The sequence below is a fragment of the Mycobacterium sp. 852013-50091_SCH5140682 genome, assembly GCF_001665685.1.
Classification (GTDB): domain Bacteria; phylum Actinomycetota; class Actinomycetes; order Mycobacteriales; family Mycobacteriaceae; genus Mycobacterium.
In genome coordinates this window covers 72,270-86,217 of sequence record NZ_LZTB01000075.1, presented here as the reverse complement: position 1 = coordinate 86,217, position 13,948 = coordinate 72,270, and the positions used below count along the sequence as shown (strand labels likewise).

The window sequence follows — 13,948 nt, the reverse complement described above, 5'->3', positions numbered from 1 at the left end:
CTCAGCGCGGTCCGAACTGGCGGTCCCCCGCGTCGCCGAGACCTGGGACGATGTACGCGATCTCGTTGAGACCATCGTCGATGGTCGCGGTGACGAGCCGGATGCCGGGGGCGACTTTCTCCAGTGCCGCAATGCCTTCGGGCGCACACACCACGCACACCGCGGTGATGTCGACGGCGTTGCGGGCCTGCAGCAGGTCCACGGTGTAGGCCATCGACCCTCCCGTGGCCAACATCGGGTCGAGCACGAAAACCGACCGGGCACTCAGATCGTCAGGCAGGGACGCCAGATACGGCGTCGGCTGGTGTGTGGTTTCATCACGGGCCATCCCGACGAAACCCACCTGAGCCTCCGGGATCAGCGCATGCGCCTGGTCGACCATGCCCAACCCGGCGCGCAGCACGGGTACCAGCAGCGGCGGATTGGCCAGCCGGGAACCGGTGGTGTCGGTCAGCGGTGTGCGCACCGGGATCGGTTCGCACGGCGCGTCGCGGGTGGCCTCGTAGACCAGCATGAGCGTCAGATCGCGCAAGGCCGCACGGAACGCCGCGTTGTCGGTGCGCTCATCACGCAGGGTGGTCAGCCGGGCAGCGGCCAGTGGATGCTCGACGACACGTACGTCCATGCGCCGACCTTAAACGGTCTCCGCCGGATCAGGGACCGCAGTGGCGATGTGCGCCAGCTTGTCCGGGCTGAGCACCCACAACAGCTCTTCGATGCCCTCCGCCGACGCCGCAACGGTCAGAAACGCCGCCAGCGCGCCGTCCTGCGAAATCAGCGCGCCGGCCTGCCCATTCGCGGTGATCCACGTGACCGCGGCGTTGCGCCAGAACCGGCGCCGGAATGCCAGTACGAACTTCGCGACCCGCTGCCGGCCGACGACAGGCACCGGCGCGGCGTTGCGCATCCCGTTCCCGTCGGTGTAGCTGGCCACGTCCGAGGCCAACAGCTCCTCCAGATCCGACATGTCGCCGGTCTGCGCCGCGGCCACGAACGCCGTCAGCAACCGCCGCTGCTCCTCGGTGCCGACCGGTTCGCCGCGCCGAGCGGCCAGGTGCCTGCGGGCCCGGCTCACCAACTGACGCGCGTTGACGTCGGTCACCGCGATGGTCTCGCCGATCAACTCGTACGGGTAGTCGAACGCCTCGCGCAGGATGTATGCCGCCCGCTCGGGCGGCGCGAGTTTCTCCATCAGCATCAGCGTCGCGACCTGCAGGGCCTCGCCGCGTTCGGCGCCGAGCGCCGGATCGGCACTGGTATCGACGGGATCGGGAAGCCAAGGCCCGATGTAGGTTTCGCGCCGGACCCGGGCCGACTGCAGCACGTTGACGCACATCCGCGTCACCATGGTGACCAAGAATGCGACGGGCTCGCGCACGTCGTCGCGGTCAGTGGCCTGCCAGCGCACCCAGGCGTCCTGCAGCACGTCCTCGGCCTCTGCGACACTGCCCAACATCCGGTACGCCAGACCGAACAGCCGCGGGCGGACCCCGGTGAAGACCTCCTCCGCGTCGGCAAGGTCGGTCATGGGAGGTAGTCAAACACACCATCGACCGGCGCATCCTGCGATGCCGCGCTGTGACACATCGCACTGTCACAGATCGGTGGGCAGCCCGGTCTACCTGAACGACACCACCCGCAGCATGCAACAAGGAGTACCGATGCGCCGAACACGACGCCTCTACGGTCGCGACGCCGAATGCGCCGCGCTCGACGAGCTCCTCGCCGATGTCCGCACCGGCCGCAGCCGGGCGCTGGTGCTGCGCGGCGAGCCAGGCGCAGGGAAGACCGCGCTGCTGGCCTACCTGCACAACCGCCGCGCCGATACGCGCATGCTGCGGGTCACCTGCGTGGAGTCCGACATGGAGCTGCCGTACGCCGGCCTGCAGCATCTCTGCGCCCCGCTGCTGGACCGGCTCGACAGCCTGCCCCAGCCCCAGCGCGATGCCGTGAGCGTCGCCTTCGGATTGGCCGCCGGGCCACCGCCCGACGCATTCCTGGTGGGACTCGCGGTGCTGAGCCTGCTGTCGGAGGTCGCAGGCACGCAACCGCTGCTCTGCCTCGCCGACGATGCGCAGTGGATCGACCAGGCCTCGCTGCAGGCACTCACCTTCGTCGCGCGCCGGCTCTCCGCCGGGCCGGTGGGCGTGATCTTCGCCGCGCGAACCACTTCCGGCCGCGACACCGCGCTGACGGAGCTACCGGAGCTGGTCGTCGGCGGGCTCACCACCGAACACGCCGGGCAGCTTCTCGACTCTCTGGTGCCCGGCCGTCTCGACCGGCGGGTCCGCGACCAGATCGTGGCCGAGACCCGTGGCCTACCCCTCGGGCTGTTGGAGTCGGTCCGCAACCGCACCGCCGCCCAACTCGCCGGAGGCTTCGGAGACCCGGGCCACCCCGGGCCCCAGCTGCAACTCGAACTGACCTACGCGCACCGCATCGCGGCCCTACCCCTCCCAACGCGACAGCTGCTGCTGGCCGCCGCGGCGGATCCCGTCGGCGATCCGCTCCTGCTGATGCGGGCGGCGCAGCGACTCGGTATCCCCGCAAGCGCGCTGGCTCCGGCCGAACGCGAAGGTCTTATCGAACTGACGGGACGCGTCCTCTTCGACCATCCGCTGGTGCGGTCGGCGGCCTATCGGTCTGCCGATCTCGCCGAACGCCGCGCGATCCACCGGGTGCTGGCGGAGGTCACCGACGCCGATGTCGACCCCGACCGGCGGGCCTGGCATTCGGCGTACGCCACCACCGGGCCCGACGACGCTGTCGCCGCCGAACTGGAGGCGGCGGCCGGGCGTGCACAACAGCGCGGCGGGGTGGCGGCTGCCGCCGCACTTCTCCAGCGGGCCACCGCACTGAGCCGGGATCCGGCACGCCGCGGCGCCCGGGCACTGGCAGCGGCGCGCGCCAAGAGCGATGCCGCGGCCCCCGGCGAAGCCGAGGAACTGCTCGGCATCGCCGAACTCGGGCCGTTGACCGATCTGGACCGCGCCCGCGCCACCCATCTGCGAGCCCGGCTCCTGGTCGCGCGCGGCACCTTCCAGGGTCCTCCGGTCGCCGAATTGATCGACGCTGCACGGCAATTGGCGAACCTGAACGATCCGGCCGCCGGTCCGACCTACCTCGAGGCGCTCGCCGCGGCCATGCATGCCGGCCGGCTCGGTGACCCCGCCGCGGTGCACGCCACCGCCCAGTCCGCGCAGGCCGTCACGGCGCCAACGCCCGAACCGCCTCATCCGGCCTACCTTCTGGTGAGCGGCATCTCCCGGCGGATGGGCACCGACGACGGCACAGGGCACACCGAATTGCGTGCCGGGGTGGCCCTGCTGGACACCTTGCTGCACACGGAGCCTCACCGCATCCGCTGGCCGGGTGCGGCGTTCCCGATCGCTCAGGAATCGGCCGTGCACGAGATCTGGGACGACGAGGCATGGCATCGGCTCGCGACGCGATCGGTCCAGCTGACCCGGGACACCGCCGCACTGGCCATCCTGCCCCGTGCCCTCGGCTACCGGGCCGGCGCGCACGTCCAGGCCGGCGAATTCGCCGCCGCGGCCATGCTTCTCGACGAAGCCGATTCGCTCAGCGCCGCCGCCGGGCACCCGCCGATGACCGACCACTCGCTGATCCTGGCCGCCTGGCGGGGTCACCCCGCCGAAGCCAACAGGCTGATCCAAGCGGCAGCCGAGAGAGCCACCGCCCGTGGTGAGGGCCGGCTACTCGGGTTGACCGCTTATGCCGGGGCTGTCTTGCACAACGGTCTCGGCAGCTACGACCAGGCGTACGCCGCCGCGCGTGAAGCATGCGAATACCAGGACCTCGGCCTGTTCGGCTGGTCGCTCACCGAGTTCGTCGAATCGGCATCGCGATGCGGCGAACCCGATGCCGCCAAGAGAGCCCTGCGGCAACTCGAACAGAGCACCCTGCCCAGCGGAACCGACTGGGCGCTGGGCACACTGGCCGGAGCTCGTGCACTTCTCGCCGACGATCAGCTTGCCGAAGAGCTGTACGCCGAGGCGATCGAGCGCCTGGACCGTACGCGCATCGTCGTGCAGCAGGCACGAGCCCGGCTGCGCTACGGCGAATGGCTGCGCCGGATGAACCGACGCGCCGACGCCCGCACGCACCTGGGCGCCGCCCACACCATGTTCACGCACATGGGCGCGCAGGCCTTCGCCGAACGGGCGCGCCGGGAGCTGGTGGCCACAGGCGAGAAGACCCGGCGCCGACCCGCCGGCGGCGGCGATCGGCTGACCGCACAGGAAGCCCAGATCGCCGGGCTGGCCGCCGCAGGCCTGACCAATCAGGAGATCGGGGCGCAGATGTTCATCAGCACCCACACCGTGGAGTGGCACCTGCGGAAAGTGTTCGTGAAGCTCAACATCACATCGCGCAGGCAGCTGCGCGGGACCTCGTGGGTGGTTTGAGCGGCCACGGACCACGGACTGTCAAGGGTCCGCCACCCGGTGCCGACGGCAAGGCTCTAGTTGGTAACCGTTCCACGCATTCCCACCCACTCTGGAGGCTCCACATGCTGCCGCAGTCCGATGCCCGGACCAGCACCCCACCGGGGATGCCCGAGACGTCCGCATCCGAGCCGGAGTCGGAGGCAGAGCTGGCGGCCCGGTTCGAACGCAACGCCATGCAGTACCACGCCGTATTGCTGCGCGGGGCAAGGCGATTGACCCACAGCGAGGCCGACGCGGAAGACCTGCTGCAGGACACCCTGATGAACGCCTATGCGGGATTTCGGCGGTTCCAGCCGGGCACCAACATGCGGGCGTGGCTGTTCCGCATCATGCACAACCGCTGGGTCAGCTTGCACCGCACCAAACAGCGCAGACCCGACGTGTTCACCGTCGAGGACATCACCGACAGCGACCTTGCCGCCAGCTCGGTGCACCTGTCCGCGGTACACCGGTCCGCGGAGGACGAGGCTCTGGACATCTTGCCGGACAAGGTGATTCGCGAGGCACTGAGCGCTCTGCCCGAGAGCTTCCGCCTCACCGTGTACTACGCCGACATGCAGGGGCTCACCTACGCCCAGACCGCGGCACTGCTGGGTGTGCCCATGGGCACCGTGATGTCGAGGGTCGCCCGCAGCCGCCAACGGCTGCGGGTCGCGCTGGCAGACCTGGCCGACACCCGCCGCGGGCCCGGGGAGCAATGCGTGGCGTGACCGGCAATTGACACGGAACCGAACGACGCCGGCCGCCGTCTTAAGGACATGTTCGCCGACACCGCCCTGATCCGTGCCCTCGGCAGCGCGCACGCCGCCCACGCCGCCGATCTCAGCGCCGCCGCCGCGCTGGTGTGGTCGACGGACACCCCCGCCTCGGCGCTCGGGCCGGTCGGCGCCGACTTCGTAGCTGCATTGCGCACGGCGCTCACCGAGCATTCGGCCGCCATCACCGCTCTGAGTGTCCAGGCCAGGGCCGCCGCGATGTCCGCCGCGGGGACTGCCGCCGATTTCGACGCCGTAGGGCGCCGGGCCGCCGACCTGCTGCCCTGGGTGTAGCAATGCCGGGCCCACTTGTCAGCGCGCTGGTTGCCCCGCTGCGCGAGGTACAGGCGCTGGTCGGCCCGGGCTGGGCCGCGCCGGGCAGTCCGGACGCAGTGCTCGCCGAGGTGCGCGACGCGCTGAGCACTGTGGCCACCGCCTCCCGCGGCTCGTGGGCTGCGGTGGGCGACTGGTCGGGTGCCGCCGCCGACGCCGCCGGACGCGCTGCGACCGCGACCGCCGCTACGGCAGATGCGCTGGCCGACCGCGCGGAAACTCTCGGCGCTGCCGCACGGCACGCGGGCGCTGCGGCGCGGTCCGCCGCTGCCCGGTTGCAGGCCATCGTGTCCGGCTTCGAGGAACGGGCCGCAGCGCTGGAACCTCGCCTCGACGAACCCGGGGTGGCGGAGGCGCTGCTGGGCGAGGCGCAACAGGCACTGCGCGACGCGATCTCCGTCGTCGACGAACTACGCACCCAACTCGACGACCACGCCTCGGCCGTCAGTGCGGAGGGGGTTGCAGCACCCGCTGCGACCGTTCCGGCCGGGCTGGGCACACCGTCGGGCCTGGGTGCTGCGCCCGGGTTGGGGGCGTCGCCCGCGATGTCGACACCGCCCGGACCCGGCGCACTCTCGGGTCTGACAGGTCCGTTGGCTGCGCTGGTGGGGCGACACCGCGGCGGCGGGTCGGCAGGCTCGGCGCCCGAGTCCGCGATCGGCACCCGCGATCCCGGCATGTTCGGGGACGGGGTGGCCGTGCGGCTGCCCGACGGGAGCACCGCACGGGCCCCCAACGCGGTGGCGGCCGAGGCCGTGCGCAACGCGTTGACGCAATTGGGTGTGCCCTATCGCTGGGGCGGCACCACGCCCGGCGTCGGCCTGGACTGCAGCGGTCTGACGCAGTGGGCGTATCACGAAGCGGGGCTGGACATTCCCCGGCTGGCGCAGGAACAGGATGTCGGCGCCGCGGTGTCCGCGGATACGCTGCGGCCCGGCGACCTCGCGGTGTGGGACGGCCACGTGGCGATGATCGTCGGTGATTCGACCATGATCGAGGCGGGCGATCCGGTACAGCTCTCCCCGATCCGCACCACCAACGCCGGGCAGGGTTTCCATGGTTTCTTCCGACCCACCGCGTGACGTCGCGGACACGATGACCTGGGCTAGGGCCTGCCTCGCCGCGCTCGAGCGGGCCGGTGACGACCTGTGCGCACTGCGCGAGGGCGCCGACGCCGTGAAACGTCGACGGCGGCTGCTCGAGGACCTCGCCGCAGGGTTCGGCCGCCAACCGGAGACGACGTGACAGGCCGCGCAGGGTGCGCCGTTAGGCTGTGCCGCATGGCTGCTGACATCGTGCCGGTTCGGCTGGCACTGACCAAGGGCGACCTCTACACCTTGTGGGCTCCGCGGTGGCGGGACGCAGGCGACGAGTGGGAGGCGTTCCTCGGCGACGACGAAGACCTGTTCGCGTTCGAGTCGGTCGCCGATCTGGTCGCGTTCGTGCGCACCAACTCCGACAATGACCTGGCCGATCATCCCGCGTGGGAGAAGTTGACCGAGGCCTCGGCGCATAAGCTCGACCCCGCCGAGGACCGGCAGTACGACCTCGTCGGGGTACCGGAACTGGTGGCCGAAAAGCCCACCGAGGAATCGGTCGCGCGCCTGCACCGCACCTTGGCGATCGTGTCGTCCATCGGCTCGGTGTGTGAACTGGCCGCAATCAGCAAGTTCTTCAACGGCAACCCGGTACTCGGCACCCTCGGCGGCGGACTCGACGAATTCACCGGTCGCAGCGGACGCAAGCGCTGGGCCGATATCGAAGGCGTGATCGACCGCGGCTGGGACGCGGTCCTCGACGCCATCGACGAGATCGTCACCATCCCTGAGGACATCGACGCCGACGCGGTGAAGAAGGCCCAGGAGGAACTCGACGAGCCCGCGCCTGAGCCCGACGAGGACGAGGCAGAGGTCGAGGCGACCGAAGCCGAGGACACCGACGAGGCGGACGAGGCCGGAGAGGCTGAAGAGGCCGCCGACGACAACGCCGTGCTCGGCGGTGACGAGGACTTCTGGGTCAAGGTCGGCATCGACCCCGTGCGGCTCATGACGCGGTCCGGCACGGTGTACACGCTGCGCTGCTACCTCGACGACGAACCCGTCTTCCTGGGCCGCAACGGCCGCATCAGTGTGTTCAGCTCCGAACGTGCCCTGGCCCGCTACCTGGCCGACGAGCACGACCACGATCTGTCGGACCTCGCCACCTACGACGACATCCGCACCGCCGCCACGGACGGGTCGCTGCGGGTGGATGTCTCCGACGAGAACGTCTATGTGCTCACCGGCATCTCGGACGACATCGCCGACGGACCCGATGCGATCGACCACGATCAGCTCGAGCTCGCCGTGGAACTGCTGCGCGACGTCAGCGACTACGCCGAGGACAAGACCGTCGAGGAGACCCTCGCCGCCACCACGCCGCTCGGCAAGTTCGTCGGCCACGTGCTCGACCCGGACAAGGTGAAGGCCCCGGCCGCGCCCTACGCCGATGCTGTCGAGCAGTGGGAGACCCTCGAGCGCTTCGTGGAGTCGCGGCTGCGGCCCGAGTAGTTGTCGGTGGTGCCGCCGGTTGCCGATGAATTCTCGGTATCCCGGCGGTCTACCCGCACATGACCTCCACGAGCCGCCTGTCCACCCGTACCGTCACCGTCCCCGGCGCTCGCCTGCACTACGAGGTGCGTGGGGACGGCCCACTGCTGTTGATCCTCGGCGCCCCGATGTCGGCCGCCGAGTTCGTACCGCTGGCGCACGCGCTGGCCGCCGATCACACCGTCGTCACCACTGATCCGCGCGGCATTACCGCCAGCGTCGTCGACGACCCCGCACAGGATTCCACCCCTGAGCTCCGCGCCGACGACGTCGCCGCCATCCTCGACGATCTCGGCGCGGATACGGCCGACGTGTTCGGCTCATCCGGCGGAGCGGTGACGGGCCTGGCGTTGGTCGCCCGGCATCCCGACCGGGTGCGCACCCTGGTCGCCCACGAGCCACCGCTGGTGGAACTGCTGCCCGACGCCGCCGCGCAACGAGCTGCCACCGACGAGATCGTCGCGACGTTTCATCGCGACGGGTATCACGCGGCGTTCGCTCAATTCATGGTCACCGCCGGCTTCGACCTGCCCGACGACGCCCCGGCCGGGCCGCCCGGGGAACCCGATCCGAACGAAGAGGCCAACGCGACGCACTTCTTCGCCCACGAATTGCGGCCAACCACGCGGTACCTGCCCGACGTCGAGGCGTTGCGCAACGCACGGGTGGTACTCGGGCTCGGTGTGGATTCGGGGCGGCTGCTCACCCAGCGCACGACCGTCGCGCTGGCCGAGCTACTGGGCACCGAACCGGTCATGTTTCCCGGCGATCACGGCGGATTCCTCAGCGAGCCAGGCGATTTCGCGGACGCGCTGCGACTGGCGCTGGCGTAGGGCCGAGATCAGGAGACGCGCGACACCCGTCCAAACGATGCGCTGTACAGCGCATCGCCGACCAACGTGAAACTTCCGGCGTCCCTGCCCAATTGCCATAACTGCTGACCCGTCGCAGCGTCGTAGGCCGTCGTCGAATCGGAACCGGGACCGCCGATGACGGTCTGATCGCCATTGACGGCTACCAGACCTGGGCTGCTACTGCCCTGCGACGGGGCGACGAGCGCGCCGGTGGCGTCCGTGCACTTGCGCACCCGCACCCGGGGCGCACCGGCTCCCGGCTCGGCGCTCGGCTCGGCGGTCGGGATCGCGACGATACACAGGTCGCCGATACCGGACAGGCTGGGGAGGGTGTGCGGCACCAGGGGCACCTGCTGCGACCAGCGAATCTCTCCGGTGGCATCGTCGACTCCGGCGATCTCCCCTTTGTCCTCGCTGTACACGATCGGCGATGCGACCCCCGACGTCGAATTCTCCACTGACTGCGGCAACGTGTAGGAGGTGAGAATCGCGGTGTGGGGCAGGCGATAATGCGCATCTTCGGGAATGCTCCACGCCTTCTTCCCGGTGAAGGAGTAGAAGTCGATCCGCTGCTTCGGGTACCGGTCCGGCTGGACATCGACCGAACTTCCCCGCACCGACACGGCGATGCCGCGGCTGGTGGCGATCAGATCGTCGACGATGCCGATGGAGAACAGATCGTCTCCCGTTTTCGCGTCATAGAACTTCGTGTTCGTGGGCGCCTTCGCCGCGATGATGCCCTGATCCAGGAACGGCTGGACGACACCCGTCATCGGCTTCGTCCATAGTTGCTGTCCGGAATCGTCGAACACCGTGACGCCGACGGTGTTGTCCGCATAGGCCAACAATCCGGAGCCGCTGTAGCCGCTACTGCCCTGGTGCCCGGACACGGTGTTCTTCGTGGTTCCGGTCTTCATGTCGATGATCGCGGCCATATTGTCGCCGACGCACATGGCCGTGTCACCCGACGTGCCGACCACGCAGTTGACGTAATCACCGTTCGACTTCGGCCATGGCTGTTGCCACAGCTGCGAGCCGCCGGCCGCATCGAGTCCGATGATGGAGTCCCCGAGCTTGATGATGACGGTCTTGGTATCGCCACCGAGGACAGTCAGGTAGCTGCTGGAGTCCCCCGACGGCGGATAGCTCCACAGCGTGGTGGGCGCGGCACTCAACGAGGGCAGCTTGACCTCGGCCGGAGGTCGCGGCGACTCTGACGCGACCTCGGCCTTGCCGGCGGTGGTGTCGGTGTCCGAGCCCGAGCCTCCGGAGCTGAACTTCCACACCACGACCGAACCGATCACCAGGGCGAGGACCACCACCACCGCAGAGACGACGATTCCGATGACCTTGCCGCGGCGACGGGGACCGTCCGGCGGCTGCGGCGTGAACTGCGGGTACCCGTAGCCCGGTGCCTGTCCCCAGCCCTGGGTTTGCGGATACATCGGCAATCCGGGGGCAGCCCCGAACACCGGCGGAGCTTCCTGGCGGACCTCAGGTGCGTCGAACGGCGACTCGGACCATCCCGATGCCCCTGGCTGCCCGTCGTTGTCGCCCCACGGCGAACTCCCCCACTGGTTCACGTGGGGAGTGTATTTCAGGTTGCCACCCCACCCGCGCAGCTCGTTGCTGGCCCCGAAAATCGGCACATTCCATCATCAGAGCGCCAGTGAAGGCACAAACCGTTGTTTTTTCTTAGCTCTTGTCCTGATCAGTCATTCCTGCTACTTTTCTGGCCTATACCAACATTGTGATGGGGATCTCATCAGGTCCGGACTGTCATGGCAGGCACCTGCGCGACAGGGCCACGGAGAAATTGGGAGCTTGTGGACGACTCATTGGTCTTCGGTAGCGCCACCGACATGGCAACAGCGCTGCGGCGCCGCGATATATCCGCCCGCGAAGTGCTCGCGGCCCACGTCGCTCAGATCGACCGGTACAACGGCGCGGTCAACGCGATCGTGACCCTCGACATCGAGGGAGCCGAGCGGGCCGCCGCAGAGGCCGACCAGCGCAGCGCGGCGGGTGAACCGCTGGGCCCGCTTCACGGGCTGCCGATCGCGTTCAAGGACACCCACGCCACCGCGGGCCTGCGCACCACGTTCGGTTCCCCGTTGCACGCCAACTGGATCCCGGAGCAGGACGACGAAATCGTGCGACGTATCCAGGGCGCAGGCGCCATTCGCGTCGGCAAGACCAACGTGCCCGAGTTCGCGGCCGGATCGCATTCGTTCAACGAAGTTTTCGGAACGACCCGCAATCCGTACGCACTGGACCGGTCGGCCGGTGGCAGCAGTGGCGGCGCGGCAGCCGCATTGGCGAGCGGCATGCAACCCATCGCCGACGGCAGCGATATGGGTGGCTCCCTGCGCAATCCGGCATCGTTCTGCAATGTCGTGGGTCTGCGACCGACGACAGGCCGGGTTCCGGACCCCGCCGCGGCCTGGGCGTACCCGAACCTGGCGACGGCAGGCCCCATGGGCCGCACCGTCAACGACGTCGCACTGCTGCTGTCGGTGATCGCCGGGCCGCATCGCGACGACCCGCTGTCGCTGGCCGACGACCCGGCAGGGTTCGCAGACGTGAAACCTGCTGACCTCAAAGGGCTTCGCGTGGCGTGGGCACCGACCCTCGGCGACCGCGTCCCCGTCGACGCGGAAGTGCTGGCCCCCCTGGAAACCGCCGCCAAGGTGTTCGCCGAACTCGGCGCGCACGTCCAGCCGGCATGTCCCGACCTCGACGGAGCCGACGCGACATTCCGTACCTTGCGCGCGGTCGAGTTCGACACGCTGTGGGGCCGGCAGCTCGACGCCACGCCCGAGGCGTTCAAGGCAGACCTGGCCTGGAACATCCGGGAAGGCCGCGCCAGAACCGCGGGCGACATCGGCCGAGCACTGGCTGAACTGACCCGGCTGCAGCGTGCCGCCAACGGCTTCTTCGACACCTACGACGTGCTGATCGCCCCGGTCAGCCAGGTCGTTCCATTCGACGCCGACCAACTCTGGCCGGCCGAGGTCGCAGGCGTGCGGCAGCACAATTACCTCGACTGGATGGCCGCGGCCTACCTGATCACCGTCCTCGGCGTGCCCGCCATCTCGGTGCCTGCCGGTTTTACGCCCGGCGGACTGCCCGTCGGGCTGCAGATCGTCACCCGCGCTCGTGGTGAACAGGCGCTGCTCGGCGTCGCCGCCGCGTTCGAAGCCGCCACCGAACACGGCACGCGGCGTCCCGCCCTCATCTCGGAGAACCGCTCATGACATCGCCTGTCCTGGAAAGCCCGCGACGCCTCGCCATCGCGGCAGTCCCGATCCTCGGCTTCCTCGCCACGCCCTTTCTGCCCTTCGTCAACGGCCCGCACCTATGGTTCGGCGTCCCGTCGGTCCTCGTGTGGACCGCGATCTGGGTGATCGGCACCGTCGTCGCCCTTCGCGTCGTCGAAGCGTCCTACCGCCGTGACGGCGGCGACGCACTCGACGCGGCCGAGGCCGCCGAGGGAGCCGACACGGCTGGAGACGTCCGATGAACGCGCTCACCGTCTACATCGTGATCGGCCTGTTCGCCATCGGCGCGATCGGCATCGCGGGCAACCGCGCCAGGAAGCTCGACGAGTGGACCGTGAGCGGCCGCAGCTTCCGCCGGTGGCGGTCGTGGTTCCTGCAGGCCGGTGAATCGCTCACCACCTTCAGCTTTCTCGGGCTGTCCGGGATCGCGTTCGGCGGCGGCGTCAGTGCCACGTTCGCCTTGGCGTACCTATCCATCTCGGCGATCGGCATGTACTTCGTCGCGCCAAAGCTGTGGCGACTCGGCAAGGGCCGCGGCTACCTGACCATGGCCGACTTCTTCATCGACCGGTTCGACAGCGTGCCACTGGGCAAGGTGGTCGCGGTGGTCGGCGCGGTCTTCCTGCTGCCCTATCTCGAACTGCAGATCACCGGCCTCGGCCTGATCGTCGAACTGGCCACCGGCAACGCGTCCAGCCGCGGCCTGTCCATGGTCATCGCGAGCGTGCTGGTCATCGTGTTCGTCGTCTGGGCAGGCATTCGCGGGATCTCGCGGGTCGCAGTGGTCAAGGACGCGCTCATGGTGGTCGCCCTGCTCATCGTGGTGGGCGGCGTCGGTTTCGGCATCGCAGGCATTCCCGAGGTCTTCTCGCGCGTGCAGAGTGGTCAACCACAGCTGCTGACGCTGTCCGCGCCCGGATACGACACCACGTGCTTCGTCACGGCGGTCGTCGTCACCTCGATCGGCGCAGGCCTCAACGTCTTTCCGCACCTGTGGCCCCCGGTGCTGGCGGCCCGCAGCGGTGAGATCCTGCGCAGCAACTACACGTGGCTCGCGCTGTACCAGTTGCTGCTGTTCGCGCCGATCATCGTCGGGCTGGGCGCCACCCTGATCCTGCCCGCCGACACCACCGGGAACCATGTCCTCATCGACACCGCGACGCACACCCTGCCCGACTGGCTCGTCGCCGTCATCGCGATCGGTGGCGCCTCGGCGGCGATGGTTCCGGCGGCCGCGATCGTCATGGGCATCTCAACCCTGGTGTCGCGCAACCTGATCACCGGTGGTTCCGACAAGACCCGGATGCGGGTCAACACCGCGGTCGTCGCGGCGGCCATCATCCTGGCGCTCGGCTTCGGACTCGGCGGCGCCAGCATCTCCAGCCTGCTGCTGCTCACCTACGGCGGGCTGACCCAGCTCGCCCCCGCGATCCTGGTGGCGTTGCGAGGACGGGTTTGCGTTGGCGCCGTCCCGGCACTGATCGGCATCGTGATCGGAGTACTGGTGGTCAGCTGGATCACCTTCTTCGAGATTCCGATCGGCAGTTGGGATTCCGGCTTCATCGCACTCGGCCCCAACATCGCGGCAGTGATCGTCGCCGAGGCGATCCGGCGCCGGATGCCCCGCCCTGCAATCGAAGAGGAAGTACCGGCCGCGCGGTGAATACT

13 protein-coding genes are annotated in these 13,948 nt (G+C 69.2%); 10 read left to right on the top strand and 3 right to left on the bottom strand.

Features of this window, described 5'->3' with window-relative positions; translation table 11 throughout:
* Position 1 precedes the first annotated feature (1 nt).
* Both upp and A5784_RS21245 read right to left on the bottom strand, forming a co-directional pair.
* Complete coding sequence (gene upp, locus A5784_RS21250; RefSeq protein WP_064946868.1) at positions 2–625, bottom strand: uracil phosphoribosyltransferase; 624 nt, start codon at positions 623–625, stop codon at positions 2–4.
* Positions 626–634: 9 nt separating this feature from the next.
* Complete coding sequence (locus tag A5784_RS21245; protein ID WP_064946867.1) at positions 635–1,528, bottom strand: RNA polymerase sigma-70 factor; 894 nt, start codon at positions 1,526–1,528, stop codon at positions 635–637.
* A 133-nt stretch (positions 1,529–1,661) separates the two neighbouring features.
* On the opposite strand from A5784_RS21245, the gene A5784_RS21240 reads away from it, so the two are divergent.
* The 7 genes from A5784_RS21240 to A5784_RS21210 all read left to right on the top strand — a co-directional run bounded on the left by A5784_RS21240 (position 1,662) and on the right by A5784_RS21210 (position 8,978).
* Positions 1,662–4,427: a helix-turn-helix transcriptional regulator gene (locus A5784_RS21240; protein WP_064946905.1), complete on the top strand. Its 2,766-nt coding sequence runs from the start codon at positions 1,662–1,664 to the stop codon at positions 4,425–4,427.
* 104 nt (positions 4,428–4,531) lie between these two features.
* Entirely contained in the window at positions 4,532–5,179 is a 648-nt protein-coding gene (locus A5784_RS21235; protein ID WP_156750691.1) for a sigma-70 family RNA polymerase sigma factor, read from the top strand.
* Positions 5,180–5,227: 48 nt separating this feature from the next.
* Complete coding sequence (locus A5784_RS21230) at positions 5,228–5,518, top strand: hypothetical protein (protein ID WP_064946866.1); 291 nt, start codon at positions 5,228–5,230, stop codon at positions 5,516–5,518.
* Between the two features lie 2 nt (positions 5,519–5,520).
* Positions 5,521–6,639 (top strand): C40 family peptidase, encoded by a 1,119-nt coding sequence (locus tag A5784_RS21225; RefSeq protein ID WP_064946865.1) that lies wholly within the window; start codon positions 5,521–5,523, stop codon positions 6,637–6,639.
* A gap of 13 nt (positions 6,640–6,652) precedes the next feature.
* Complete coding sequence (locus A5784_RS21220; RefSeq protein ID WP_232006173.1) at positions 6,653–6,802, top strand: hypothetical protein; 150 nt, start codon at positions 6,653–6,655, stop codon at positions 6,800–6,802.
* Positions 6,803–6,837: 35 nt separating this feature from the next.
* A complete protein-coding gene (gene satS, locus A5784_RS21215; RefSeq protein ID WP_064946863.1) occupies positions 6,838–8,106 on the top strand; it encodes a protein export chaperone SatS in 1,269 nt (422 codons plus the stop codon).
* 59 nt (positions 8,107–8,165) lie between these two features.
* Positions 8,166–8,978, top strand: a complete 813-nt coding sequence (locus A5784_RS21210) for an alpha/beta fold hydrolase (protein ID WP_064946862.1) — start codon at positions 8,166–8,168, stop codon at positions 8,976–8,978.
* An 8-nt stretch (positions 8,979–8,986) separates the two neighbouring features.
* On the opposite strand, the gene A5784_RS21205 is transcribed toward A5784_RS21210, so the two are convergent.
* A complete protein-coding gene (locus A5784_RS21205; protein WP_156750690.1) occupies positions 8,987–10,582 on the bottom strand; it encodes an outer membrane protein assembly factor BamB family protein in 1,596 nt (531 codons plus the stop codon).
* Positions 10,583–10,825: 243 nt separating this feature from the next.
* Here A5784_RS21205 and A5784_RS21200 point away from each other — a divergent pair, with 243 nt between their 5' ends.
* Genes A5784_RS21200 through A5784_RS38825 form a run of 3 tightly spaced genes read left to right on the top strand, consistent with a single transcriptional unit; the run spans position 10,826 to position 13,943 of the window.
* Positions 10,826–12,256 carry an amidase gene (locus tag A5784_RS21200; RefSeq protein ID WP_232006171.1) on the top strand — a complete coding sequence of 477 codons (1,431 nt, stop codon included), beginning with the start codon at positions 10,826–10,828 and terminating at the stop codon, positions 12,254–12,256.
* Positions 12,253–12,522: a hypothetical protein gene (locus A5784_RS21195; protein ID WP_064946859.1), complete on the top strand. Its 270-nt coding sequence runs from the start codon at positions 12,253–12,255 to the stop codon at positions 12,520–12,522. The genes A5784_RS21200 and A5784_RS21195 overlap by 4 nt, the downstream gene beginning before the upstream one ends.
* Complete coding sequence (locus A5784_RS38825) at positions 12,519–13,943, top strand: sodium:solute symporter family protein (RefSeq protein WP_064946858.1); 1,425 nt, start codon at positions 12,519–12,521, stop codon at positions 13,941–13,943. Before A5784_RS21195 ends, A5784_RS38825 begins: the two co-directional genes overlap by 4 nt.
* Positions 13,944–13,948: the final 5 nt, after the last annotated feature.